This window comes from Streptomyces sp. NBC_00414, from assembly GCF_036038375.1.
Taxonomy (GTDB): Bacteria; Actinomycetota; Actinomycetes; order Streptomycetales; family Streptomycetaceae; genus Streptomyces.
Window position 1 is genome coordinate 2894589 of the sequence record NZ_CP107935.1, and the last position, 24567, is coordinate 2919155.

The 24567-nt window shown below is 68.6% G+C and carries 23 protein-coding genes and 1 pseudogene; 17 read left to right on the plus strand and 7 right to left on the minus strand.

The annotated features are described in order from the left end of the window. Positions 1-25 precede the first annotated feature (25 nt). The 3 genes from OHS59_RS12375 to OHS59_RS12385 form a co-directional block, all read right to left on the minus strand. Positions 26-1114, minus strand: coding sequence for a tyrosine-type recombinase/integrase (locus tag OHS59_RS12375; RefSeq protein ID WP_328493460.1), 1089 nt, complete (start codon positions 1112-1114; stop codon positions 26-28). Between the two features lie 66 nt (positions 1115-1180). Beyond that, entirely contained in the window at positions 1181-1387 is a 207-nt protein-coding gene (locus OHS59_RS12380; protein ID WP_328493461.1) for a helix-turn-helix domain-containing protein, read from the minus strand. Positions 1388-1851: 464 nt separating this feature from the next. Next, positions 1852-2133 carry a helix-turn-helix domain-containing protein gene (locus OHS59_RS12385; RefSeq protein ID WP_328493462.1) on the minus strand — a complete coding sequence of 94 codons (282 nt, stop codon included), beginning with the start codon at positions 2131-2133 and terminating at the stop codon, positions 1852-1854. 258 nt (positions 2134-2391) lie between these two features. Between OHS59_RS12385 and OHS59_RS12390 the strand changes: the two genes are divergently transcribed. The 6 genes from OHS59_RS12390 (at position 2392) to OHS59_RS12415 (ending at position 8287) form a co-directional block, all read left to right on the plus strand. After that, a complete protein-coding gene (locus tag OHS59_RS12390; protein ID WP_328499178.1) occupies positions 2392-3291 on the plus strand; it encodes a hypothetical protein in 900 nt (299 codons plus the stop codon). A gap of 47 nt (positions 3292-3338) precedes the next feature. Beyond that, positions 3339-4025, plus strand: a complete 687-nt coding sequence (locus OHS59_RS12395) for an ATP-binding protein (protein WP_328493463.1) — start codon at positions 3339-3341, stop codon at positions 4023-4025. Between the two features lie 574 nt (positions 4026-4599). Further along, the gene (locus OHS59_RS12400; RefSeq protein ID WP_328493464.1) at positions 4600-5229 is read left to right on the plus strand and encodes a plasmid mobilization protein; all 630 of its coding nucleotides are present in this window, start codon (positions 4600-4602) and stop codon (positions 5227-5229) included. Continuing rightward, positions 5226-6944, plus strand: a complete 1719-nt coding sequence (locus OHS59_RS12405) for a relaxase/mobilization nuclease domain-containing protein (RefSeq protein ID WP_328493465.1) — start codon at positions 5226-5228, stop codon at positions 6942-6944. The genes OHS59_RS12400 and OHS59_RS12405 overlap by 4 nt, the downstream gene beginning before the upstream one ends. 271 nt (positions 6945-7215) lie before the next feature. Next, positions 7216-7542: a divalent-cation tolerance protein CutA gene (gene cutA / locus OHS59_RS12410; protein ID WP_328493466.1), complete on the plus strand. Its 327-nt coding sequence runs from the start codon at positions 7216-7218 to the stop codon at positions 7540-7542. A gap of 211 nt (positions 7543-7753) precedes the next feature. Next, complete coding sequence (locus OHS59_RS12415) at positions 7754-8287, plus strand: NUDIX domain-containing protein (protein WP_328493467.1); 534 nt, start codon at positions 7754-7756, stop codon at positions 8285-8287. A gap of 131 nt (positions 8288-8418) precedes the next feature. Here the strand turns inward: OHS59_RS12415 and OHS59_RS44560 are convergent. The 3 genes and pseudogenes from OHS59_RS44560 to OHS59_RS12425 form a co-directional block, all read right to left on the minus strand. Continuing rightward, a pseudogene (locus tag OHS59_RS44560) lies at positions 8419-8607 on the minus strand (hypothetical protein); the annotation flags it as partial. 72 nt (positions 8608-8679) lie between these two features. Continuing rightward, positions 8680-8916 (minus strand): DUF397 domain-containing protein, encoded by a 237-nt coding sequence (locus OHS59_RS12420; protein WP_328493468.1) that lies wholly within the window; start codon positions 8914-8916, stop codon positions 8680-8682. Further along, positions 8913-9794: a Scr1 family TA system antitoxin-like transcriptional regulator gene (locus tag OHS59_RS12425; RefSeq protein ID WP_328493469.1), complete on the minus strand. Its 882-nt coding sequence runs from the start codon at positions 9792-9794 to the stop codon at positions 8913-8915. Before OHS59_RS12425 ends, OHS59_RS12420 begins: the two co-directional genes overlap by 4 nt. Before the next feature lie 223 nt (positions 9795-10017). On the opposite strand from OHS59_RS12425, the gene OHS59_RS12430 reads away from it, so the two are divergent. Both OHS59_RS12430 and OHS59_RS12435 read left to right on the plus strand, forming a co-directional pair. Beyond that, the gene (locus OHS59_RS12430; RefSeq protein WP_328493470.1) at positions 10018-11358 is read left to right on the plus strand and encodes a hypothetical protein; all 1341 of its coding nucleotides are present in this window, start codon (positions 10018-10020) and stop codon (positions 11356-11358) included. Between the two features lie 55 nt (positions 11359-11413). Further along, positions 11414-12118, plus strand: coding sequence for a 2'-5' RNA ligase family protein (locus OHS59_RS12435; protein WP_328493471.1), 705 nt, complete (start codon positions 11414-11416; stop codon positions 12116-12118). On the opposite strand, the gene OHS59_RS12440 is transcribed toward OHS59_RS12435, so the two are convergent. Further along, positions 12032-12502 carry an ATP-binding protein gene (locus OHS59_RS12440; RefSeq protein WP_328493472.1) on the minus strand — a complete coding sequence of 157 codons (471 nt, stop codon included), beginning with the start codon at positions 12500-12502 and terminating at the stop codon, positions 12032-12034. The genes OHS59_RS12435 and OHS59_RS12440 overlap by 87 nt on opposite strands. Positions 12503-12903: 401 nt before the next feature. Between OHS59_RS12440 and fxlA the strand changes: the two genes are divergently transcribed. The 9 genes from fxlA (at position 12904) to OHS59_RS12485 (ending at position 24506) form a co-directional block, all read left to right on the plus strand. Next, complete coding sequence (gene fxlA, locus OHS59_RS12445; protein WP_328493473.1) at positions 12904-13110, plus strand: FxLD family lanthipeptide; 207 nt, start codon at positions 12904-12906, stop codon at positions 13108-13110. A gap of 79 nt (positions 13111-13189) precedes the next feature. Continuing rightward, positions 13190-16240, plus strand: a complete 3051-nt coding sequence (locus OHS59_RS12450) for a lantibiotic dehydratase (RefSeq protein ID WP_328493474.1) — start codon at positions 13190-13192, stop codon at positions 16238-16240. Beyond that, complete coding sequence (locus tag OHS59_RS12455) at positions 16240-17415, plus strand: lanthionine synthetase C family protein (RefSeq protein ID WP_328493475.1); 1176 nt, start codon at positions 16240-16242, stop codon at positions 17413-17415. The genes OHS59_RS12450 and OHS59_RS12455 overlap by 1 nt, the downstream gene beginning before the upstream one ends. Positions 17416-17502: 87 nt before the next feature. Next, the gene (gene fxlM, locus OHS59_RS12460; RefSeq protein ID WP_328493476.1) at positions 17503-18732 is read left to right on the plus strand and encodes a methyltransferase, FxLD system; all 1230 of its coding nucleotides are present in this window, start codon (positions 17503-17505) and stop codon (positions 18730-18732) included. A 336-nt stretch (positions 18733-19068) separates the two neighbouring features. Beyond that, positions 19069-19227, plus strand: a complete 159-nt coding sequence (locus OHS59_RS12465; RefSeq protein WP_328493477.1) for a hypothetical protein — start codon at positions 19069-19071, stop codon at positions 19225-19227. Between the two features lie 200 nt (positions 19228-19427). After that, entirely contained in the window at positions 19428-20408 is a 981-nt protein-coding gene (locus OHS59_RS12470) for a hypothetical protein (RefSeq protein ID WP_328493478.1), read from the plus strand. Positions 20409-20549: 141 nt separating this feature from the next. Then, positions 20550-22064 (plus strand): amino acid permease, encoded by a 1515-nt coding sequence (locus tag OHS59_RS12475; RefSeq protein ID WP_328493479.1) that lies wholly within the window; start codon positions 20550-20552, stop codon positions 22062-22064. Continuing rightward, positions 22064-23449 (plus strand): glutamine synthetase family protein, encoded by a 1386-nt coding sequence (locus tag OHS59_RS12480; RefSeq protein ID WP_328493480.1) that lies wholly within the window; start codon positions 22064-22066, stop codon positions 23447-23449. Before OHS59_RS12475 ends, OHS59_RS12480 begins: the two co-directional genes overlap by 1 nt. Positions 23450-23459: 10 nt before the next feature. Next, positions 23460-24506: a hypothetical protein gene (locus OHS59_RS12485; protein ID WP_328493481.1), complete on the plus strand. Its 1047-nt coding sequence runs from the start codon at positions 23460-23462 to the stop codon at positions 24504-24506. The last annotated feature ends 61 nt before the right edge of the window (positions 24507-24567 follow it).

The window sequence follows — 24567 nt, forward strand, 5'->3', positions numbered from 1 at the left end:
GGCGCGGACAGGTGCGAAGGAACGTTCATGTGATGATAGTGAGCGGGTTTTCCATACGTTTCCAGGCTCCGAGGACGGCCTTGTGGGCGTCCGGCTGCAGGTGGGCGTAGCGCTGGGTGGTCTGGAAGCTCTCGTGTCCGAGGAGGTGTTGGACCTCGTAGAGCGAGACTCCCTTCTGGACGAGCCACGAGGCGCAGGTGTGGCGCATGGAGTGCGGTGGGTAGTGCGGGACGAGCTGTAACTCGCCGTCGTCGCCGAAGTAGAAGGCGGCCTCGACGGCGGGCCACCAGGTCTGCCGGCGCCAGTTGCTGTCGGCGAGCAGGCGCCCGGAGCGGCCCTTGGTGATGGTGGTAAACACCACCGCGTCGCGGTCGAGCCGGTGGATGTGGCGTTCGAACACTTCCAGGACATGGGGCGGGAGCGGTACCTCCCGGCGGCTCTTGGAACTTTTGGGGTATTCCTTGATGCCGCTTTTGGTGTTGACCTCCACCACGAACAGGCGCGAGCGGCGCACGTCGATGCGGTGGCGGTGCAGACCGGAGAGTTCTCCCCAGCGCAGTCCGGTGTAGAAGCCGAGCAGGCACATCGTCCGCCAGGCGGGGGTGAGTCCGTCGAGGATGCTCTGCGCCTGGTCGGGCGTGAACCACTGCGGCGGTTTGACCGCGATGGGCGGCAGGTCGATGCTGCGGCACGGGCTCACCGCGATCACATCGTCGTCGACCGCCGCACGCATGATCGACGACGTCAGGTTGTAAGCCCGCTTGATCGCAGCAGGGCCCGCGCCCTTGTTGACCAGGGAGCGGATCCAAGTCTGGACGTCCATGCGGGTGATGGCCCTCATCTCCCAGTCCGCCCAGTGGGGCATGACGTGGTTCTTGATGCTCGATGCGTCGCCGCGCAGGGTGTGTGGTTCGACGATGCGGGCGTTCCACCATCGGTCGTGCCACTCTCGGAACGAGATTTCGCCGGCCCGCGGGTCGCGTATGGCTCCGCGGGCGAACTGGGTCTCCAACTCGATGCCCCAAGCGCGGGCCTGGGCTTTGAGGGGGAAGGACTCGCTGAACCGGTCGCCGGTCCGATTGCGTACGGTCGCCTGCCACCTGCCGGACTTCAATTTACGCAGGTACGTGGTACTGCTCCTTCACGCAGGGACGGTGAGGGCTGGAGCGACGGTGAGAGATCACCGGCGGGCGCGCGGGGAAGCGACCAGCCTGCTGGCGATGAACTCATCCAGCCCTGCGGCGGGGACACGGACGCGGGAGCGTTGCGTCCCGGTGCGCAGGTCGACGACGGGAAGGTCCCCGGCGGCGATGAAGCGGTAGACGGTGCGGCGGTCGACGTCCAGGGCGGCAGCCACGGCAGGGATGGACAGCAAACGGGCAGGCATGGGCGACTCCTTGGAGACATGGAGGGGAGGAAAGAGCCGGCGATTGGATTTCGCCGGGCTGGCGGGCGGTCCAGGACGAAGGTTGACCAGCCCGGTCAGGGCAGTGGGACCACATCGCCCGGGAGATGCGTCACGTGATGGCCGCAGTGAGGTGCGGACCGCCGAAGGTCGGGATGCGTGCGGCGGCGGGCCCGTCTCCGGATCTTGGGCCGGAGTGCGGAGCGGTTATTACTGCTCAGGTGAGTGGGCTGTGCCCGTCATGAAGGCAAAGGCTGACCCCGAAGACTCCTCTTCAATCCGTTCCAGAAGGGCACGAAAGCGCCCTTTGAAAAGCAACAAAGAATCGCCTATCGCGGGCTGCGGCAAACTGCTCGACTCCTCACACACAAGTTAGGGCCGCGTCGGCGCTCTCGGTCGTTCAATGGTCTTGAGAATCGCCGGTTTGGCCAACCGGCGATCGTCGGCTATATTCCCCCGCCGTCCGCCCGGTGACGCGTACCGGCATCGCCGAGGAGTGCCTGGGGAGCCACGCCGAGGGCGGCGGCGATGGCCACGAGGTCGTCGACGTCGCAACGGCGAACTCGTCTTTCCACGCGGGAGAGTTGGGTGAAGGTCAGGGGCCGGCCGAGGGCGGTGACGCGGGCGGCGAGGTAGCGCTGCGAGTAGCCGCGCGTGGTGCGCAGGCGTTCTATGGCGTGTGCGGCGGCTTGTCCGGCGGGGCCGATTTCGAGGGGGCGTGGCGGCATGGGTGTGTTGTAGCTTGCTTTCCCGAGCCGGGGGAAGCGGTGTGGTGTCTGCCGTGAGCGATGCACGCGATGTGCCGGTTTCCGGCACCTTTTTCCTTGACCGGCGTTTCGGGTTTATGGTTCTCCGGCCCCGCACGATTACTGCAGAGTTTGTAGGTCAACTCTGGACTTGTGCACGGTGGGTGTGGCTGTGTTGTCCACGCGCCCCGGCATTTCGCCGGACAACGCCCCGAATCGCGACGAAGGTGGTCGATCGACATCGCCCGTATCCGCACCATCAAGCCCGAAGCGTTCGCCTCCGAGTCGTTGGCGATGGTGTCCCTGTCCGCGGAGCGGACCTTCTTCGGGCTGCTCACGCAGGCCGATGACCGCGGTCGATTCCGCGACCAGGCCGCGGTCATCGCCGGCCTGCTGTGGTCGCTGCGCCCGGACCACGGCCCCGTGGGCGTCGATGACGACCTCAGCCAGCTCCAGGAAGCCGGGCTGATCTGCCGCTACGAGGGCGGCGACGGCAAGCGGTACCTGCACCTCGTCACCTTCGCCCGCCACCAGAAGATCAACCGGCCCAGCGGCGTGCGCCACCCGGACTGCCCGCACCACGATCTGGGCCACCTCGGCCCTGTCCGTGAGCCCGCGCTGAGGACTCACGGAGTCCTCCCGGAGCACTCCGTGACCCCTCACGGAACCAGGGCGATAACCCCGCCTACCGAAGAAGGGGCTGGTCAGCAGGCACTCAGTGAGTCCTCATCGCCAACTCACGGCTGGCTCACGGAGGGCTCCGTGAGCCCTCACGGTCCGGATCTAGGACCTAGGAACTTGGATCTAGGATCTTCCCCTTCGGGGGGCGCGAGCGCCCCCGCGCCTGCGAGCGCCTCGGCGAAGGACCTGATCGGCGAGTACGTCGCCGCGTGTGCCGAACGCCCGCCGGGCAGCTTCCTGGGACACCTGGGACGCGAAGTGCGCAACCTGCTGGCCGAGGGCATCAAGGCCGACCACATCCGCGCCGCACTCATCCAGCAACGGGCCAAGGGAGTGCACCCCAGCGTGCTGCCCAGCCTCGTCAACGACGTGATGAACACACCCACACGCAGCACCGCCCCGAGCCGGGCCTGGACCAACCCGGCCGATACCGCAGCGGCTTACGGAGGCCAGCTCTGAACACCACCACCGGCACCCGCAAGCGCCCACCTCAGCCCGTCGGCACCATGACGGACCGCCTCGAAGCCATCCTCACCGCCCGCGGCCTCGACCCCACAGCCACAGCAGCACCACCGCCGGAGGAACCGGTCAGCGCCCTGGAACTGGCCGACAGACGCATCCCCGCCCGCTACCGCGGCGCCCGCGCCGACCACCCCCAGATCACCGCCTGGGCCACCCAGATCGCCCGAGCAGGACGCCCAGGACCAGCCGGAGCTCCCGGTATATCCGAGGGCGGCTCCCTGCTGATCGTCGGCCCCACCGGCACGGGCAAGACCCACCAGGCATACGGCGCCATCCGCACCCTCCTGCACCGAGGCGTCCGCCTGCGCTGGGAAGCCACCACCAGCGCCGACCTCCACGCCCGCCTGCGCCCCAACTCCCGCACCGGGCACGACAGCGAACGCGAGCTGCAGACCCTGGCCCGCTGCCCGCTGCTGCTCCTGGACGACCTCGGCGCGGCCAAGACCAGCGAGTGGACCGAGGAGCTGACCTACCGGCTCATCAACCACCGCTACGAGCACCTGCTCCCCACCCTCATCACCACCAACCTCCCCACCGCCGAACTCCGCACCACCCTCGGCGACCGCGTCGCCTCCCGCCTCGCCGAAATGACCGAACGCGTCATCCTCACCGGCCCCGACCGCCGCCGCGAGGACCCCGTCTCGACCAACCGATACACGCCATCCCTGTAGCGGGTCGGTCGGCGTCTGCGCACAGGCCATTCCGTCCGGGGACCGTCGCCATACCTCGGGACCGGTCCCCAGCAGAACGGGGACCGACTGCCTCCAGTAGCGGGGACCGACGCCACCTCTCGGGGCACCGTCCCGACGGCGCACTTCGGGGACCGGTCCCCGATCGAAGCGGGGACCGGTCCCGGAGCCGAACACGGCACCGTACGGGGACCGGTCCCCAACGAACTAGTCGGACCCGGGGACCGGGGACCGGGACAACGAACAGGTCAACGCCTTACAAGAGCAGCCTCGGTCCCCGCAGCGCACTCGGGGACCGCCCATGCGGGGTGGCCGGGGACCGACGCCTTCGTCGCCTGCCGGGACCGATACACGCGGGGACCGACTGGTACCACGGTCCCCTCAAACGGGGACCAACCACGGGGACCGTTCCCCTGGACCGGATGAAGAATGCAGGTCTCCGCGGGCCCCGATCCGGTGCATCCCCGCGGGACCGTCCCGGCCCCGGCTGCCCTCTCTCCGGCCCCGACCGCCACAGACCACGCCGCCGCGTCAAATACGCTGCCAAGGAGCTTCCATGCATCAGCGCCATCCTCAGACGTCCACCGAGGCGCACCAGAACGTGACCTCCCCAGCCCCAAACCGCACAGCAAGTTGGGGCGGAAGCGTAGCTTCCGCCGACCCCGCCCCTGGAGGGGCGGAGGGTGACCTGCACCGGGAGGCGCAGGTCTCGGCTTCGACCGAGGGCGGATCGAAGCCGGGGCAGGAGGAGGAGCCGACCGAGCGCCGCAGTCGCCGCGAGCGCGCCGCCCATACCCGTCAGCGTCCACGTCAGCCGCGTGAGAAGAAGCGCTTGCACCAGCCCAATGCGCGCTTCAACGAGGAAGAGTTCGCCGTGATCAGGTCCGCCGCCGCCCGTTGCAACCTGTCCGTCGCCGGCTTCCTTGCTCGCTCCGCCCTCGCCGCTGCCCGTGACCTCGATCGCACCAGCGCGGAGATAGCCGACGAGCGGGAAGTAATCACCGTCCTGCTCGAGAGCCGTCGCAAGCTCGGCTGGGCCGGCAGCAACCTCAACCAGGCGGTCAAAGCCCTCAACTCCGGTGCCGAGGACACCCCACAGCTATGGACAGCCATCACCGCCGTGCGGCGCGCCGCCGACACCGTCCACGAAGCCTGCACCCGACTGATCGAACAGCGCACTTCGTGATTCCCCGTGTTCATGCACCTGGCTCCCGGACGATCGGCCTGCTCACCTATCTCTACGGTCCCGGCAAGCGCGAGGAGCACACCGACCCTCACCTCGTCGCCTCTTTCGACAGCATGTCCCCCGACCCGGGCCGCGACCCCAACGCCACACTCAAAGACCTGCAGACCCTCCTCGACCACCCCGTCCAGGCACTGCCCGGGCACGCCCGCCCCGCCAAGCACGTCTGGCACACCTCCGTGCGCGCGACCGCGGACGATCGGACACTCAGTGACGAGGAATGGGGAGAGATCGCCCGGCGCATCGTGGCCGCCACCGGCATCGACCCCGGCGACGGCCAACCCGGATGCCGCTGGGCCGCCGTGCGCCACGCGGATGACCACATCCACATCATCGCCACCCTGGTCTGCGAGGACGGCAGCCGACCCGACGACTACCGCTCCGGCAAACGCGCCCAGGCCGAATGCCGCCTGATCGAGAAGGAGTACGGCCTGCACCAGGTCACGCCCGGCGACGGTACCGCCTCCCAGCGGCCCACCAGCGCCGAGCGCCACAAGGCCGAACGCCTGGGCCGAGAGCGCACCGCTCGGGAGGAACTGCGCGAGACGGTACGGCGGGCTGTGGCCGGCGCGAAGAGCGAGGAGGAGTTCTTCGACCGGCTGGCCGCCGCCGGCCTGCTCATCCGCAAGCGGGCCGCGCCCTCCGGGGATCTACTCGGCTACAAGGTAGCCCTGCCCGACGACCTCAACAGGGATGGCCATCCTGTCTTCTACCCCGGCGCACGTCTCGCGCCGGACCTGTCCCTCCCCTGCATCCGAAAGCGCTGGTCCGCCGGCGCCGTCGCCCAGGACGCTGCCGACACCGCGACCGACCCGGCCGACCGCGCGAGACCGCTCACCGCGGCTGCCGCCCGCCGACGCACCGCCTCCGCCACCTGGCAGGCGGTACTGGTCGTCGAGTACGGCGAGGACGCGGTGGTCGCCGGACACATCGCCGCAGCCGGTGAGGTCCTCGACGCACTGGCGCAGACATCCGCCGCCCACACCCGCCACGCACTGCGCGACGCGGCTCGCGCGTTCGAGCGGGCCTCGCGTTCCCATGTCCGCGCCGAGCGCGGACACGACCGCGCCCTGCGCCAGGCCGCCCGCGACCTCGTCCACGGCGGCCCCGCCCACGGCCGCGGTGAAGACGGCGCGACGACAGCGATGGCGATCGACATGCTGTTCTTCCTCATCACCGCAGCCGGCCACTGGCACGCCAAGAAGGGCCACAACCAGCAGGCCACCGCAGCACACCGAGCCGCAGAGCACCTGCGCGCCGCCTACCAGAGCGCCGCTGCCCAACCCCTCGGCGCCCTGTACCGACACGGCCGACACCTGGGCCGCGCCCGGCTGCACCAACAGAGCACGGTGGTACACAAGGCCGTACCGGAACTGGCGGAGCGCATCCTCGCAGAGCCAGGCTGGTACGCCCTTGCCGCCACTCTCGCCGACGTCGAAGCCGCCGGCCACAACCCGGCAGCCCTCCTGATCGATGCCACGGCACGACGGGAACTCGGCACGGCGGACTCCATCAGTGACGTACTCGTATGGCGACTGCGCCGGGTCGCAGAGCTGCCCGCCAGCACAAGCGCCGTCGCCCCTGGCGTCTCCATCACACCGGCACCGGCGGCCCGGCCGGACCGACGAACTCCTCGAAGACCGAGACGCCGACCATGACCTACGCTGCCGTCTGACCAAGGCGTGTACGGCACTGCGTTGTTCGGTCTTTAGGTGCGCCCCGACCGGAATGGCTTCTCACTCTGTTACGAAGGTCGCCATCCCTTCTGGACCGAAGCCACGTCACATTGCGGGATTCACCTTCACAGTGGTGACGCGGGCTCACCTTCGGGGTGCCGGAAGTGCACGACATGCACCCCACGACCACCACCGCCAGCCTGCGTCGGACATCTGGATAGGGTCGCGGTACCCCAGCTGGAGAGGTAGCCGCATGGACCACGAGATCGTGATCGCGCAGACGACCAGTGACAGCGAAGATCAGGCGAAAGCTCTCGCCCGAGGCGCGGTTGAGAGCAAGCTGGCAGCTGGCGTTCACATCGATGCACCCATCACCGCCTTTTACTGGTGGAAGGGCAAGGTCGAAGCGGCGCAGGAGTGGCGAATCTCGTACATGACGTCGGCGGACCGCCTCCCAGAGCTGGAGGCGTGGCTGCACGAGAAGCATCCATACGACGTCCCCCAGTGGGTCACGCTGCCCGTGACCGGAGGGTCGGAGGCGTACTTGTCCTGGGTGGTCGACGAGACGCACCCGCAGTAGGGGCGAGCACGCCACCCAGCGCCTCTCTCGGAACTGTTCAGCGGTCGCTTTCAAGCTCTTCAGTGGAATGCGCGCAATGCCCTGGGACTACCAGGCGGTGGCCGTGATCACTCGCCGAGCATCTCGTCAGCGTGACGCGAAAAGAGGAGAACTCACGCCTTCATCCCAACTGGTCTGAGATCCTGGAGTCCGATCGAGAGGGGCCGCGGGCATGGAGTGGAAGACCCACGGTGAGCGTCAGATCTACAACAACCCCTGGGTGAATCTGTGGTTGGTGGATGTCCAGCAGCCGGATGGGCGCCGTTGGGAGTACCACGTCGTTCGTCTGCGGCACCTGGCCGTGGCCGCCGTGGTCAACGATCGCCAGGAGGTCTTGATGATGTGGCGGCACCGCTTCATCACCAACTCGTGGGCCTGGGAGCTCCCCATGGGGCTGGTGGAGGAGGGTGAGGCCCCGGAGGAAGCGGCGGCTCGCGAAGTGCTGGAGGAGACCGGCTGGCGCCCTGGCCCCATCAAGCCCCTGATCTATGCCGAGCCGGCCAACGGGATCACCGACTCGCAGCATCACGTCTTCCGCGTCGACGGTGCGACCTACTCCGGACCGCCCACGGAGAAGAACGAGTCCGACCGCATCGAGTGGATCCCCCTCAGCGAGGTGCGGGGGATGATCGACCGACGCGAGGTCGTGAGCAGCGGATCTCTCGTCGGTCTGCTGTATCTGCTCATGGACGAAACGATCCGCTGACGGGTGGGAGGACTTCCCGTAACCGGGCCTCGAAGGCAAGGGCTACGGGGTCTCGTCCGTAGGGAGCCAACTGGCCGTAGCACTCCCTCAACTGGCCCGTCACCCGCTCGGACACCACGGTCGACGCGGACTCCAGAGCTCACCACCACGACGGACAGCACCCCGTCCCGCTGGGCTATGAGCCCGGAAGTCTCCACGTCGACCAAGGCCCAGTCGCGGGCGTAGTCGCCTGTGACGGGTAGATCGAAGGAGCGACGTGCACCCGGGGATCTCCTCGGCCGCCAGCCGCGCGGAGACCCCGGCTTCCAACAGCGCCACACCGGTCGTAAGCCCCGAGACTCCTGCGCCTACGACGGCAGTCACCACTTTATTCTCACGCACCAGCTCTTTACTCAGTCCCGATGCTCACCGATTGCCCCGCTGGCGATCCCGCTGACCAGCGCATGCATCGCCGACCTCAAGAACAGCAACGGCCCACGGCCGATGTTCTTGGAGTCGCGTACTGCGGCGTGTCCGCCCAGTTCCGCGACTTCCACGCAGTCGTTCGCACCCCCGCTGTACGAGCTTTTCCGCCACTGCGCTTGCGCGAGATCGACGTCGTGTGGGGCAGTCGTGCTGGGCGTGCTCACTCTTCGAGCTCCTTGCTGATGCGTGCGATGCGGGTGCGGGTCTCCGACGGGTCGAGGGCGGTGCTCCTCAGCTGGTCGAAGATGTCCGTGTAGTTCTCCACATCCTCTGAGGACTCGAGATACACGGAGTTCTTGGGATTCTCCAGCCACACCAGGTCCGGCGTGGGGTGCGGAAAGGTCAGGATGACGAACGGGCCGTACAGCCCGGGATGCGCGCCGAGCGAGAACGGCAGGAGCTGCACGGTGACGTTCGGCCGCTCGCTTGTCTCCACCAGCTTCCGCATCTGGTCGCGCATCACGTTAAGGGAGCCGACCGTCCTGCGCAGCACGGCTTCGTCGAGGATCGCCCAGAATCTGGCAGGGGCCTCACCGCCCACGCGGTTTTTCTGCCGCTCCATGCGGACTCTGACCAGGGACTCGACCTGCGGCGGGGACAGGTCCTTCCTCATCTGGGAGATCACCGCACGGGCATAGCCCTCAGTCTGGAGCAGTCCCGGCACGAGCATCGGCTGGTAGCTGGCAAGGTGCGTCGTGCCGGCCTCCAGCGCGAGGTACCCGTCATAGCGGGTTGGCGTGAGTACCGTCGAGTACTTCCGCCACCAGGGCTTCTGCTGCTCCTTGTCCGCCCGTACGAGGTCGAGCACGTCGGCCCGCCGGTGCTCGTCGTCGACGCCGTACAGGTCCAGCAGGGCCCGAACGAGGACCGGCGTCGTACCGCGTTCGCCGTTCTCGATCCGGCTCAGCGACCCCTGGTTGACCTCCAGTCGGCCGGCGACCTCGGTGAGGGTAAGCCCGGTCGCGTCACGTAGTTCCTTCAGCCGTGCCGCGAGCTGTCGCCGATACACCGACTGCGGGACCAGGCTTCTCTTCAGGGCCATGCCGGAAGTTTCTCCGAACCAGCAACTCCTCTACAACCCATAGGGGGCAACTTTGCAAGACATGTTGCCTAGTTGATGGTTGCGTCGGCATGCTGTCAGGAGTCACGGCGCGCGTTTCCTACGGACGTGCGCCGCAGCCGACCGACGGGCGAGCATAGCCACGACCTCGCTACCGGCCCACGCCTCCATGTCGGTCCCGCGAGCCGCACCAGGAGGGTGGGCCATGCCACGGACGACGCTGCTCCGGCAGCTGCTCCAGCAACGGCACCTGACGACGCACGAGGCTTTCGCCGCCCAGTACGAGCGGGCCGCAACACGGCTGGCGGAACTCGACCGCGATCACCGGCTGGCTTCTCTCCAGGTTTCTCCACGCCAGTTCGACCGCTGGTACGGCGGGGAACTGCTGACTCTGCCGCGTCCTGACGCCTGCCGGGTGCTGGAGCACATGCTGGGCAGACCTGTGTCCGAGCTGTTCTCCACGGCGTACGCAGCCGACTCCGGACACGGCCGCGACGAGGAGCCGAGAACGCACCAGCAGGCGACAAGTGCCCCTCCGCGACGTGATGACGACGAGAACCCATTGGACATCGTCGCCCGAGCTCAGCAGCTCACGACCAGCAACACCGACGACGCAACGCTCACGTTCCTCGATTCCTCTCTGGAGGGCATCACCAGCCGGTACGAACAGGACGGGCCCTATGCCCTTCGTCCCCAGACCCGCCAAGTGCGGCAGCTCGCCCACACCCTCCTCGACGGTCGCCAGCCCCCACGCGTGCGTCGGGAGCTCTTCCGCCTCGCCGCCCGCGCCTCCAGCCTGCTCGGCTACATGGCGGTGAACACGGGTGATTTCGCGCTCTCGGAGGCGTACTGCACCGAAGCCCGGGATCTCAGCCGTGAGATCGGCGACCTGGACACCGATCTCTGGGCGTGCGGCACCCTGTCCTTCGGCCTCTACTACGCCGGTCGGTACGACGATGCGGACGCCTGCGCAGCCTCGGCCGTCGAGCGGGCACCGCGGCATGCCCAGTCCATCCGTCTGCTCGCCAACGGTCGGGCCCGGGCCCTCGGCAAGACCGGTGACCGGCGTGCCGTCGAGCAGGCCATCGGACAGGCCCTCCGTCTCTCCGACCTCCACGAAGTACCCGTAGGACTGACCTCCTGCATCTCCTTCGAGCCGTATGGACGGGCCCGGACGCTGGCCAACGCCGTCACGTCACACGTAGCGCTGCGCGACACGGCCCAGGTACTGCGCGACGCCGAGCGCATCGACGATTTGGTGGAGCACTCGGCCTCCTCCTGGAGCCGTTCGCTCGTACGCCTCGACGTCGCCACTGCGCTGCTGCAGCAAAGCAAGCCCGACATCGATCACGCGATGGCGCTCGGCCGTGAAGCCCTGCGGTTATGCGGGGACTCGCCGATCAATTCCGTCTACCAACGCTCCCGTGACCTGCGTGAGCAAGCAGGGCCATGGCGTGATCACCCGGCGGTGCGCGATTATGGCGAGGAGTTCCGAACCTGGAGCTCGCAGCCGGCCGCCCTGGCCATGGCCTCATCCGCGTCGTAGGCGCCGTCGGTGTCGTCGTGCTCCAGGACAGTGTGAAGCCGAAGGAGTCCGACGGGTGCCCCTGCTCAGCGCCGATCCTGCCGCCTTCCCTGCCGAGCCCCCCGCCGATACATACGATCCGGCGGTCATCGCGGCCCACGACTGGGCGGCGTTCAGCGCACTCGACGAGATGACCGACCACTGGGCACGCCCAGGTTGGTCAGACGGCAGCCGTGCGTACTACTGGATGCTGACCTTCCCAGATGCTCGGCGGCTCGCTGCCCTTGCCGGGCGCTGCCAGGAGGAGCTGGCGCCCCTCGGCCTTGACCCGGTGCCGGCGGACGGACTGCACACCACCCTCGCCCGAGTCGGAGCGACGGGCGACGTCACACCCGGCCAGTTGGACAGCTTGGCGAGGGACGTCGAGGCGCTGCTGCCCTCCGCGTTCTCCGTACGCGCCATGCCGCTGGCCGGCTCCCGTGGTGCCGTCCGTCTGTCCCTCGGCCCGTGGGAACCCCTGCTTCTGCTCCACCATGCACTGGCCAAGGCAGGGAGCGACGTCGGCTTGGTCCCGAAGAAGCCGACGTCCGCTTTCCGGCCGCATCTGAGCCTCGCGTACAACAACCGTCGGCGTCCCGCCGCCCCCGTCGTGGAAGCGGTCTCAAGCCTCCGCACCCTCCCGGCTATCGAACTCTCAGTGTCCGTCGTCCAGCTGGTGGAGCTCCGTCGTGAGGGACGGACGTACCACTGGGATGTACGGAAGAGCGTCCCGCTCGGATAGCCCACCGGCGCCCAGGGCGAGCACCACGACCACTTCCTTGCCGATCGCGGTCAGCCGGACCGACCACTCGAAGGCCAACTCCTCGACGAGCAGCAGCCCGAGACCGTTCCCCGTCAGCTCATCCAGCGACTCCCCCGCGGAACGTACCCGGACTCTGGAGACATCCCGTCCCGCGTCATGGACCCGCAACACCGCAGCGTCCTGGTAGATCTCCACGCTCATGCAGTCCGGTCCTCCGGCTGTATGCCTGAGCGCGTTGCCCACGAGCTCAGAGGCGACCAGAACGGCGTCATCGACCCGTTCCGGTGCGGCACGTCCCTTGAGGAATTCCCGTACGTGTCTGCGCGCGAGCTCCGAGGGCTCGGTGCAATCGGACAGCTTCACCCAATGACGCCGTACTGGTGTCCGCCCGCACAGGCGCTCTTCGTCCACCGCGTTCATCGCCGCTTCTCGTCTTCGCTAGGCATTGGACCGACCAGCCTCGCTACGCCTGAGCCGCGGCGGTACGCCGTGCGTCCGCCTCTTTCCTCATCCCCGGACGGCGGGCGAAAGGCGTGCTGACGGCGTACCGCCGCCGACTGCCACCGGCGAGGCTCTTCGGCGAGGCCCATATGTCCTCACCGCTCTCTCCGGAAGCACTGAATCCGGGTTCCCCACGGAATCCAGATAGCCGGCGAGGGGCCGCACCCAAGGTGCGAACGCGGCAACCCGGTCCTGCGGCACTCCGCGCACAGGGCGGGCAGCACGACGAACCGTTCGGATCCTTCCGACAGAGAGGAAATGCGATGAGCAGCGCAGCCATGCTCACCCCGATCACGACGGCCACCACCGAGGCATCTGTCACGACGGCCGTCCCCGGGGTGCCCGCCGACCCGTTCGACGTCGACCTGACGATCGTCACGGAGATCGGCGCCGACCTGCTTCCCAAGGCGTGTGGCACCGGTGACGGGTGCGCGGCGTCCTGTGCCTCGTCCTGCGCCAGCGCCGTCTGACGACGGCGAGTGCACGGGGTCGGGGGCGCTGCCGCTTCCGACCCCGCTCGTTCACAGCACTGATGGCGGAGGTAATGGGATGGGGAGCGACGGAAAGCTCTACCAGCACACGGGCGCGGCGTTGCTCCGGGCCGCCGCGATGCCGCTGACGGATCTGCCTGATTGGTGGCCTGACCTGTCCGACACGGACGCATGCGGCAGGTGGCTGAGGCACGTGTGGGCCGATGCGCGGTTCGCCGATGCCGTCCGGCAGGCGAGCGGTGATCTCGCCACGCGGGTCGACGCGATCTGCGGTGGACAGCCGGCGCGCTCCAAGCAGGTCCGGCGCGCTGCCGTAGCCACCGTCCGCTACTTGTTGCGCGCCACCGGGCGGCCGACCCCGTTCGGCCTCTTCGCGGGAGTCACCGCGGCCGACGTGGGATCGACGCCGCACATGAAGTGGGGGGAGGCTCACCGAGCCGTGGCTCGGGTGGACACCGAGTGGCTGGGCGACGTCCTCGTCCGCCTGGATGCGTGTCCGGCCCTGCTGGAGCGCCTGGATGTCGTCCTGAACAACCTGGCGGTGCGCCGCGGTGGACGCCTGCACGTCCCACACGGGGGACCGATGGGTGCCACCGTTCGGCGCACCAGCGCGGTACGCGTGATCGAGGATCTGGCACGTCGACCGGTCCACTTCACCGCCCTTGCGGAGCAGCTGGCCGCCTCTTTCCCCTCGACCGACCCACAGAAGATCCGCACACTGCTCGGCGCGCTGGTACGTGAGAAGTTCCTGATCACCAGTTTGCGCGCGCCCATGACCGACACCGATCCGCTGTCCTACCTGATCGCTCAGCTGCGCGGCGTGGATGCGGGCACGGTGCCGGAAGTCGCGCAAGTCCTGCATGAGCTTGAGGCAGTGCAACGTGCCGTACACGAGCACAACCGGCTCCCCGCGAGAGCGCAAAGGCCGGCTCGGGAGGAACTCACGGGTCGGCTGCGTCGGCTCTCCGAGGCGGGTCGAAGTCCCTTGGCCGTCGACCTGCGACTGGACGCCGAGGTACGGATCCCCGGGAGCGTCGCGATGGAAATGGAGAGGGCCGCCGGTGCTCTACTGCGGCTCACGCGCCGACCGACGGGCCAAGGTGTGTGGAAGGAGTACCAGGCCACGTTCTGGGAGCGGTACGGCACCGGCACCCTCGTGCCGGTGAAGGAGGTCGTCGACCCAGCGTCAGGACTCGGCTACCCAGCCGAGTACCCCGGCAGCCGTGTGACCGCTCCGCCCCCGACGGTCTCCGAGCGCGACGAGCGGCTACTGTCCCTGGCCTGGCAGGCACTGGCCGACGGCAGCAGGGAGATTGTGCTCACCGACGACCTGATCGACAGCCTGGCCGGCGATACGCCCACCGGGCAGGAGGCACCACCCCACGTGGAGATGTGCGCGCGCCTGCACGCCGACAGCCTGTCCGCCTTGGAGCACGGGGACTTCACGCTCACGGTGACACCGGCCCGCGCCGCTGGAACGCTCACCTCCCGGTTCACTCCGGTCGCCACCGGCACGGGACTGGATGAGATCTACCGTCGCGTTCCCCCAGGCGTCGAGAACGCGCTGACCGCGCAGCTCTCCTTCCCTCCCCTGTACCCACACACGGAGAACGTCGCCCGCATCCCCGCCTATCTCCCACACGTGATCCCCTTGGGCGAACACCGCAGCTCCGACGACACCTCGACGACGCTCATCGACGTGGACGACCTCGCGGTCACGGCCACGCACACCCGCCTGTACTTGGTCAGCATCTCCCGCCGTCGCCTGGTGGATCCGCAGGTCTTCCACGCCATGGCCCTGGACAAGCAGCCCCCGCCCCTGGCGCGGTTCCTGGCGCACCTGACCCGCTCCTTCGGCCCTGCCTGGACCGGCTTCGACTGGGGGCCGCACAGCGGACGGATGCCGTTCCTGCCGCGCGTCCGCTACGGGCGCGTGATCCTCTCTCCCAGCCGCTGGAACCTGACCACCGGCGACCTCCCAAACCGCTGCGCGGACATGCGGGAGTGGACCGACGCCTTCTGCCGGTGGCGGAAGCGGTGGCACTGCCGCGGTGCCGTCGAGCTGCGGGAGGACGACCGGACACAACGGCTCCAACTCGACGTGCTCGCCCACGCCAGCGTCCTGCGTGCCCACTTGGACCGGGAAGGCCACGCCGCGCTCACGGAAGCACCGGCCGAGGAGACCTACGGCTGGATCGCCGGCCACGTCCACGAGATCGCCCTGCCGATGACCAGCACCCGCCCGCCGATGCCCGACCCGCTTTCCGGCCCCCTCCCCCTGCTGACCAACGGCACCCTCGGACCCGTACCAGGGGCGGTGCAGGCACCCTGGCTGAACGCCAAGATCTACAGCCATCCCGAACAGTTCGAGGAGTTGATCGCCACCTACCTCCCGCAGCTCGTGGTCCAACTACCGGAGGCACCCGAGTGGTGGTTCGTCCGCTACCGCGCCCCGCACGATCTCGACCACCTGCGCCTGCGTATCCGCACCCGTAGCCCCGGGCAGTACGCCGTTTGCACAGAGCTCGTCGCCCGATGGGCCGCCGGGCTGCGCCACGAAGGGCTCAGCAGCAGGCTCGTGTTCGACACGTACACCCCGGAGATCGGCCGCTACGGCACCGGAGTCGCCCTGCGCAGTGCCGAGGCAGTGTTCACAGCCGACTCGGCTTACGCTCTCGCCGCCCTGCGGAGCCTGGGAACCGACGGCGTCGACAGACGCGCGCTGGCCGCCGTCGGCATGGTGGACATCGCCTGCGGCCTGCTCGGCCCCGACGGGGGCATGCGGTGGCTGGCCAACCGTCCCGCGCCTCCGGCTCGTGTCGGACGGGGCATCCGCGATCAGGCCATCGAACTCGTTCGCCTGCCCACGCCCCAAGCCCGCGGCTGGGGCGAAGCGCTCGCCCAGGCTTGGTACCGCCGCGCCGTGGCCCTGGCGCTGTATCGCGAAAGCCTCGCCGAAGGCAGGGACCTCGACTCCGTCTTGGAATCCTTGCTGCACATGCATCACAACCGTCTGCGCGGCGTGGACCGGGAGGACGAGGGATTCTGCCGCCGCCTTGCCCGTCAGTCCGCCGTCGCACGGGCCGCCTGGCCAGGGGAGAGCCACTGATGAACCACGACGTGGCGCCCACACCCACCGGGTCCGGCTGGGGCCAGTCACTGTACTCAGGCGCGGCGGGGGTCACCCTGCTGCACGCCGTCAGGGCCCACATCGGCGAAGACCACAGGGACGCGCTCCGGCCTTGGGCCGCCGCCATGGTCAAGGGCCCGATCCAGGCCGCTCCCGCAGCATGCGATCTGTACGAGGGCGCCCCAGCCGTCGCGTACGTGCTCAGCTTCATCCACTCGAACACCGCCACTCGCGCCTTGGCGACCCTGGACACACACATCGCCGACGTCACATGCCACCGCCTCAAGCGGGCACACGCCCGCATCGATCGCGGCACCCTGCCCGCGCTGGGCGAGTACGACCTCATCAGGGGACTGACCGGGCTGGGCGTGTACCACCTGCACCGCGGCCACAAGACGGAGCTGCGGAACGTCCTCGCCTATCTGGTGCGGCTGACCGAACCAATCACTATCGACGCGCGACATCTGCCCGGCTGGTGGACCGGCGACAGCCCCGATCTACGGCCGTCGCCGCGATGGCCCGGCGGACACGGTAACTTCGGCCTCGCCCACGGCGTCGCCGGACCGCTGGCGCTGCTGGCCACGGCACTACGCCACGGCCGCACGGTGCCCGGGCAGACGAAAGCCATCACCCGGATCTGCGACTGGCTCGACCGCTGGCGCACCGGCGCCGGCTTGCGCGACTGGTGGCCGGACCTGATCACACGAACCGAACACCAACGTGGCGAGCTCCAGCGCTCAGGACCCGGGCGCCCGTCATGGTGCTACGGCACCCCCGGCATCGCCCGCGCTCAGCAACTCGCCGGCCTCGCCCTCGGCGACCGTGACCGGCAACATCAGGCCGAGCAGGCCCTGGCCGGATGCCTGGCCGACGACCAGCAGCTCGCCCAGCTCACCGACGCATCCCTCTGCCACGGCTGGGCGGGGCTCGTGCAAACCGTCTCCCGTGCCGCCGCCGACGCCATCGACGACGAACTCACGACGCGTCTACCCGGACTGAACACCCGGTTCAACGAGCACGCGGACCACCGCTGTCCGCCAGACGGCACCGCCCTGATGGACGGCACGGCAGGCATTCACCTGGTCCGTCTCACCAACCTCGTCAACACGGCGGTCACCGCCCCCTGGGACCGCTGCCTGCTCCTGACGGGATGAAGCCACGACTCGCACCCCCGCATTACCACGGATAACTACGATTTGCCCCTGCCGTACTCACGGCCGGGCACCTTCCGGAAGGACGCGATGAACACCACCCCTGACGCCTCCCCCGAGGACCTGCGCAACCACCTGGTCGACACCATCTTGCAGGAGGACGTCTCCGGCCTCCGCGACGCAGACGTCGAAACCGCCATGCGGACCGTACCCCGGCACGCCTTCCTCCCTGACGCGTCCCTTGAGGAGGCGTACGCCAACAAGAGCGTGACGATCAAGGAGAACCCCGACGAGGACGCACTCCCGCTGAGCTGCGCGTCCCAGCCCGACGTCGTGCACTTCATGCTGGTCCAGCTCGCGGTCCGCGAAGGCGACAACGTCTTTGAGATCGGGGCCGGTACCGGCTACAACGCCGCTCTGCTCAAGCACCTCACCGGGAAGGCCGGGCAGGTCACCGCGTGCGACATCGATCCCGATGTCACCGCCTACACTCGCCGGATGCTCGACGCGAACGGATGTGAGGACGTTCGCGTGGTCACGAGGGACGGCGCCCTCGGCGCCTCACGGTTCAGCCCTTACGACCGAATGATCGCCACGGTCGGCATGTGGGACCTCCCCGGTGCCTGGTGGGATCAGCTCGCCGTCGGCGGACGCCTCGTGGTCCCCCTGCGCTGGCGCGGGCTCTCCAGGGCCGTAGCCTTCCAACGCGAGGAGGGGGTGATGTGGTCCGACTCCGTCAAGATGTGCGGCTTCCTCCCGGTGATCGGCCAGGACGGGGAGCGGAACGACTACATCGACGACGACCGGCTCGTCAGGCTCTACTGGGACGAGGACCAGTCCATCGCCCTGGACCTCCTGCGCGACGTCCTTACCCGACCGAAGTCGCTCGCTTGGACCGATGTGACGGTCGGCCCCGTTGAGTCGTTCGACGGCGTCTGGCTACGGCTGAGCGCCACGGAACGGACGACCTGCCGCATCACCGCGAAGCCCGCAGCGATGGAAGCCGGTATTCACCGTCCCGCCTCACCCGCCCTGAGCCCTGCCCTCGTCGAGGCCGACTCCATCGCTTACCTCACTCTGGAGCGGACCACCGAAGACCCGGAAGGAGAACCCCGGTTCCGCCTGGGAGCCGTCGGCTACGGCGAGGCCGGCGCCGATCTCGCCGAGCGGATCTGCGCGCAGATCCGTGCCTGGAGCCCGGCCCGGACCGCCGAACCCGTGGTCACGGCCTACCCCGCGGACACACCGGACAGCGACCTCGCCGACGGAGCCGTGATCGACCGGCCCTCCGTGCGGCTCGTCATCGCCTACGGACCCTGATGACCTGACGCACACGGGCGTGGCCGTCGCCAGGTGCGGCCGCGCCCACCGAAACGAGAACGGCGCTGCGCCGGAGCATGGTGGTCACCCCTCCGCGCGGTTCGCCTCGCAGTTGGTGCACCGCCGCACTGCCCGTCGCCTCGGATTGCCTACTGATCGTAAGTACGTCATGAAGTGGAATCTTTAAGAAAGATCTTTGGTAATGGCCATATAGATTTTTTCATCCTGTAATTCACATTTCTATGTTCGGGATTCTAAAGGGCTTTGCGCCAAGCCCTGCCGGTGGACCGGATTTACTTGAACCGAAGGTAGCCGCAGCATTCCGGCACCCTCTGCATGCCCACTCTCATCGGATCTCTCCGGCTCTATCGCGTCACCGATCCCAAACGGTTCGACAACCGCCGCCACTCCCTGGACCTCGAACCGCACGCCGAGTGGGCGAACCGGCTCCAGGCACAGACCCTGCCGCCCGAGCGCACGGCCGCCTCCGGTTGACCTATGCAAGCCCCGTTGTGCCGCAGTCATCAGTCCCGGCTCTCCCTATAGGCGGCGGATCACGAGGGCTGCGGCCCGACGACCCCACCCCCTGTCCTGAGGACTCACTTCCATGCATTCCTTACGCGCACCAGGCCGGTGCGCCGCCGTCACCCTCCCAGCTTTCTCACACTGGGGGCCCACTGATGCCCTCTGCTGACATGAGCCTGACACTCCCGCATCCCGCCGGCCGGGACGCCGATCTGCGCGTCGCTCTGGAGGATCTGCGGCTGAATCGGTGGCTGTCGACGAAGGAGTTGCTCGCCAGGACGGATTCCTGGTCACTGCGGTGCAGCCGAAGTCAGGTTCTGGGGCGCGCGGCGGTGGGCACCGAGGCGATCGAGATGTGGGCCGCGGAGGAGCCTGAGGACTGGAATGCCTGGATGATGCGGGCCCGTGTGCTGAGCGAACGCGTGGTCCTCGCCCACCGCAACGGCGCCTCCCGACCACAGCTGATGCAGGCCATTCTCAAGGCCCGTTACGCGTGCAGTGCGGCTGCGGAGTGGAAGGCCGATCCGGTGCCGCCGCTGTGCTTCATGACCCTCGCACAGGCCGACGACGACCCCGGGCGGCCGCACAATCCGCTCAACTGGATCGCGCGTGAGGACCTGCTGCCGCCGGGGCCCTGGCTGCTGCTGGACGCGGTGCACCAGCGCGATGCGCACAACCGTGAGGCGTTCCACCGGATGCTCGCCGTCTTCCGCGCCCGCGGCAATGAGCTGATCACCTTCGCGCAGTGGGTGGCCGCCAGAGCCCCCGTCGGGTCGCCGCTGAAGGTTCTTCCGCTGTACGCGTTCGTCGATCAGTACCGCAAGCAGTGGGCGACACGGCAGACCGCCAGTGTGCTCGCGTACTGGGTCACCGAGGACAAAGCCCACTACGCCCGCCAGGCACTGCATGAATGGTTCGAGCCGACGCAGCCCGCGCCGGGGCAGCCCGACACCCGTTCCCTGCTGGATCTCAACCACCTGGCGCACGCCCTGACGGCCACCGGCGTAGGCCATAGCGGCCCGGTGTTCGAGGCGATCGGCCCGCACGTGACCACCGCGCCGTGGGCCCAGGTCGCCCACGAGCCACAGGAATGGCAGGAGGAATTCCTCAAAGCCCGCCGCCCCAGCCTGAGATCCAGGGATCGCCGATGACCATCAGAGGCCCACCTTCCACGGTCGTGGACCCATGTGCTCGCCCACTCCCCCTCCGATTCCTCCAGAGGACCTTTCCCTTGCATTTACCACCCGCACCACGCCGTCTCTCCCCTCCTCCCTTCTCCCCCGAGGTGCCTGATGTCGCACAGACGATCAACTAGCCGCCGTCCGCTGGACGACGACGCGGCGCTGCGCGGGCACGGCTACACGCCCGAGCTCAAGCGCGGCATGGGCGGCTTCGGGAACTTCGCGATCAGCTTCTCGGTGATCTGCATCCTGGCCGGCGGGATGACCCTGTTCGGCTACGGCCTCAACACCGGCGGCCCTGCCGTCATGCTGTGGGGCTGGGTCGGCATCGGCGCCATGACCCTCATCCTCGGCGCGTGCCTGGCCGAGGTCACCTCCGCCTATCCCACCTCGGGCGGCCTGTACTACATGGCCCACCGCCTCGGCGGCCCGCGCTGGGCCTGGGTCACCGGCTGGCTCAACCTGCTCGGTCTGCTTGGCGCGATCGCCGGGATCGACTACGGGTGTGCGCTGTTCGTCGGCGCGTTCGCCAACCTGCAATGGGGACTTGAGCCCACGCCCGAGACGACGATGCTGATATTCGCCGGCATCCTGCTGCTGCACGGCACCCTCAACACGCTCGGGGTGCGCCTGGTCACCGTGCTGAACTCGATCTCGGTGTGGTGGCAGCTCGCCGGCGTCGCTCTGATCGTCGGCGCGCTCACCCTCGCCCCGGGCGAACGACAGAGCGCCGGCTTCGTCTTCACCCATTTCAACAACGGCACCGGCTTCGACAACCCCGTGTACGTGGCCGCACTCGGCTGCCTGCTGGCCGCGTACACGTTCTGCGGCTACGACGCCTCCTCCCACCTGTCGGAGGAGACCAAGGGCGCACAGATCGCAGCGCCCAAGGGCATCGTCCGCGCCATCGCCTGGTCCTGGGCAGCCGGCTTCGTGCTGCTGGCCGGCCTGCTGTTCGCGATCGAGGACTACGCGGGCACCCTGGGCACCAGCACCGGAGTGCCGCCCGCGCAGATCTTCATCGACGTCCTGGGCACCGGCGTGGCCAAGGGGCTGCTCCTCGTCGTGATCGTCGCCCAGTTGTTCTGCGGGAACGCGGAGACGGCCGCCGCCTCCCGCATGGTGTACGCGTTCTCGCGCGACGGAGCCCTCTACGGCTCCGCGACCTGGCGCCGCGTCAGCAGCCGCACCAAGACCCCCGTCCCCGCGGTGTGGCTGTCTGTCGGTGTCGCGCTGCTCCTGGCGCTGCCCAGCCTGTACTCGCCGACCGCCTACGCCGCCGTCACCGCGATCAACGTCATCGGCATCACCCCCGCCTACGTGATCCCGGTCTATCTGCGGCGCCGCCACCCGAAGAAGTTCACGCCGGGCCCCTGGCACCTGGGCGCCTGGAGCAAGCCGCTCGGCTGGATCTCGGTGGGCTACGTGAGCGTGCTGACCGTCGTGTTCTGCCTGCCGCAGGCTTCCCCGATCACCGTGCAGTCCTTCAACTACGCGGGCATCGCCCTCGCGGTGGTCCTGCTCATCGCGTGGCTCACCTGGATCACCAAGGGCCGACGCTCCTACAAGATCCCGCCGCTCGGCACCGAAGCCGAAACCGTGGCCCTGTCCGAAGGCGTACTGTGATGACCCACGAGACCGAACCGAGTGGCCTGCTCGTCCTGGGGCGCGGCGGCCAGCAGCCGCAGGACCTGGGCCGGCTAGTGCGAGACCGCGAGATCACCACGGTGATGCTCGCCGTCCCCGACATGCAGGGCCGCCTCAAGGGCAAGCTCCACGACGCCCGCACGTTCCTGGACCGCTTCGAATCACACATGTGCGCCTACGTCCTGGCCACCGACCTGGACATGCGCGCCCAGCCGGGGTACCGCCTCACCGGCTGGGACGACGGGTTCCAGGACCTGCGTGTCGTCCCCGACCCGAAGTCGATCCGCCGGCTGTCCTACCTGCCCGGTACCGTCCTGGTCCACGGCGACGCCGTCCACCAGGGCTGGCCCATCGACGTCGCCCCGCGGCAGATGCTCCGTCAGCAGATCGCCGAACTCGCCTCCTTGGGGTATCGGGCCAAGGTCGGCATCGAGAGTGAGTTCATGCTCTACAAGGGCACTCCGGCGCAGGCCCGCCGCCGCGGATACCGCAGCCTCGCCCCCGTCTCGCCCTACAACCTCGACTACGCGCTCGACCACCCGCCGACCCTGAGCGCCTTCTTCCACGACCTCCGTGCAGCGCTAGATGGGGCCAGCTGCCCGCCCGAGGCGATCAAGACGGAAGGGGCACCCGGCCAGATCGAGGTGACGTGGCCCTACGAGGACCCGATGACGGCCTGCGACCTCTACACCGTCCACCAGCACGCCGTGCGCCACCTCGCCGCACAGCACAAGATGGCGCCCACGTTCATGGCCGCCCCGCAGACCGGGGTCGGCAGCGGCCTGCACCTGCACGTTTCCCTGTGGCGCGATGAGGAGGACTCGGCGTTCTGGATGCCGCAGGGCAGTGAACTGCCCGAACCGCTGCAGCACTCCGTCGCCGGGCTCCTCGACGCCCTGCCACACCTGGCACCGCTGTACGCGCCCACCCCGAACTCGTACAAGCGCTACCGCCCGCACTCGTTCGCCCCCACCCGCTTCACCTGGGGGCACGGCAACCGCACGTGCACCATCCGTATAACCGGCGAGGAGTCGAACCCGCACCTGGAGAACCGCGCGCCGGGCGCCGACGCGAACCCCTATCTGGCCCTGGCCGCGACGCTCGCCGGGATCAACCACGGCCTCCGCAACCAGCCGAAGCTCCCCGCGCCATGCACGGGCAACAGCTACCAGGACACCGATACGCGCGAGATGCCGTACAGCCTGGATGAGGCAACCACCGACTTCGCCGGCAGCCGTATCGCGTCGCTCGCATTCGGGCCCGACCCTGTGGACCACTACGTCCATGCCTCCGAGCTCGAACACTCCGCCCTCGCGTTCGAGGTGACGGACGTGGAACTGGCGAGGGGGTTCGACCGTGGCTGAGCTTCCCACCGTGACGTTCCCCGTCACCGCTACGCCGGCGCGCCGTGTGCTGTGGCAGCTCGCAGGGCTGCTGTCGCTGGCCACCCTCGCGAGCCTGGCCGGCGGGACGGTGTTCGCTGCGTCCCTGTACGGCGTGCAGTGGGAGATCACCGAACTGATCAAACTTACCCAGCTCGCCTGCAGTTACCTGGTGGGCGGCTGGCTCACCTGGCTGGTGCTTCGCCGACCCGCCCCGAAAACCGCCCCGCGCTGGTGGCGGCCGCTGCGAGGACATGCGGCGGGAACGCTGGGAGTGGCGATCTCCGCATTGGCCATGCCGGCGGCCGGCACGCTGGGCCGCGATCTGGGGCCGGCGCTGTTCGGCTGCGCGGCGGCATGGCTGGCCGTGGAAATCTGCCGTTCTCACGGCGTCTGGCCGGACGACGAAGCTCCCTATACGCCTGGCCAGCAACTGCAGCGCTGGAAAGTCGCACAGTGGGGGTTCATCGTTTGCGGCGTGTCCGGTCTCCTCTTCGGCCTGCTGGGGAAGCTGTTGACCTGGCTCGACCTGGACATCGTGCCGGTCATGCGGGACAGCCAGATGGTCACGCTCGGTATCAGCGGTCCGGTAGAACTCGCCCTGACCATCGGGCGTTCCGTCGCGATCGAGGACGTCGTTATCGTCGCGGCCACGATCACGCTGATGAAGGCCGTACGCAGACCCACATGGGAGATCTACACCCTGGTCTGCCTCATCGAGATAGGACTGCACGCCTACTTCGGGCTTCCCGCCATCGGCGCCGCCGCCATGGCCGCAGGCCGCGTCTGGCTGTACCTGCGCTACCGCAGCCTCCTGCCCCTGATGGCCGCACACACCCTGTGGGACCTCTTCCCCGAACTCGGGCGGCTGTCCTTGCCCTACCGGCTGACGGCGGGCGTCCTGCTCGCCGTCCTATTCACCGAGATCGACCGCCGACTGAAGAAGACCGCCGGCCAGCCACCCCCGGAAGCACCAGCCTCCTCACAGCCCGCCACCCCTACCCATGTCCGCGACCGTATGCAGGAGAAGCGCCCGTGAGCACGACGGACGAACTCGCTGACCCCGACGCGTGAGTCCACCATCTCTGCGACACCCGGGG

Excerpts from the sequence above, each read along its gene's own strand:
- OHS59_RS12380 (WP_328493461.1), bottom strand. The coding sequence starts at position 1,387 with ATGCCTGCCCGTTTGCTGTCCATCCCTGCCGTGGCTGCCGCCCTGGAC.
- OHS59_RS12385 (WP_328493462.1), bottom strand. The coding sequence starts at position 2,133 with ATGCCGCCACGCCCCCTCGAAATCGGCCCCGCCGGACAAGCCGCCGCA.
- OHS59_RS12395 (WP_328493463.1), top strand. The coding sequence starts at position 3,339 with ATGACGGACCGCCTCGAAGCCATCCTCACCGCCCGCGGCCTCGACCCC.
- OHS59_RS12400 (WP_328493464.1), top strand. The coding sequence starts at position 4,600 with ATGCATCAGCGCCATCCTCAGACGTCCACCGAGGCGCACCAGAACGTG.
- cutA (WP_328493466.1), top strand. The coding sequence starts at position 7,216 with ATGGACCACGAGATCGTGATCGCGCAGACGACCAGTGACAGCGAAGAT.
- OHS59_RS12415 (WP_328493467.1), top strand. The coding sequence starts at position 7,754 with ATGGAGTGGAAGACCCACGGTGAGCGTCAGATCTACAACAACCCCTGG.
- OHS59_RS12425 (WP_328493469.1), bottom strand. The coding sequence starts at position 9,794 with ATGGCCCTGAAGAGAAGCCTGGTCCCGCAGTCGGTGTATCGGCGACAG.
- OHS59_RS12430 (WP_328493470.1), top strand. The coding sequence starts at position 10,018 with ATGCCACGGACGACGCTGCTCCGGCAGCTGCTCCAGCAACGGCACCTG.
- fxlA (WP_328493473.1), top strand. The coding sequence starts at position 12,904 with ATGAGCAGCGCAGCCATGCTCACCCCGATCACGACGGCCACCACCGAG.
- OHS59_RS12450 (WP_328493474.1), top strand. The coding sequence starts at position 13,190 with ATGGGGAGCGACGGAAAGCTCTACCAGCACACGGGCGCGGCGTTGCTC.
- OHS59_RS12455 (WP_328493475.1), top strand. The coding sequence starts at position 16,240 with ATGAACCACGACGTGGCGCCCACACCCACCGGGTCCGGCTGGGGCCAG.
- fxlM (WP_328493476.1), top strand. The coding sequence starts at position 17,503 with ATGAACACCACCCCTGACGCCTCCCCCGAGGACCTGCGCAACCACCTG.
- OHS59_RS12465 (WP_328493477.1), top strand. The coding sequence starts at position 19,069 with ATGCCCACTCTCATCGGATCTCTCCGGCTCTATCGCGTCACCGATCCC.
- OHS59_RS12470 (WP_328493478.1), top strand. The coding sequence starts at position 19,428 with ATGAGCCTGACACTCCCGCATCCCGCCGGCCGGGACGCCGATCTGCGC.
- OHS59_RS12475 (WP_328493479.1), top strand. The coding sequence starts at position 20,550 with ATGTCGCACAGACGATCAACTAGCCGCCGTCCGCTGGACGACGACGCG.
- OHS59_RS12480 (WP_328493480.1), top strand. The coding sequence starts at position 22,064 with ATGACCCACGAGACCGAACCGAGTGGCCTGCTCGTCCTGGGGCGCGGC.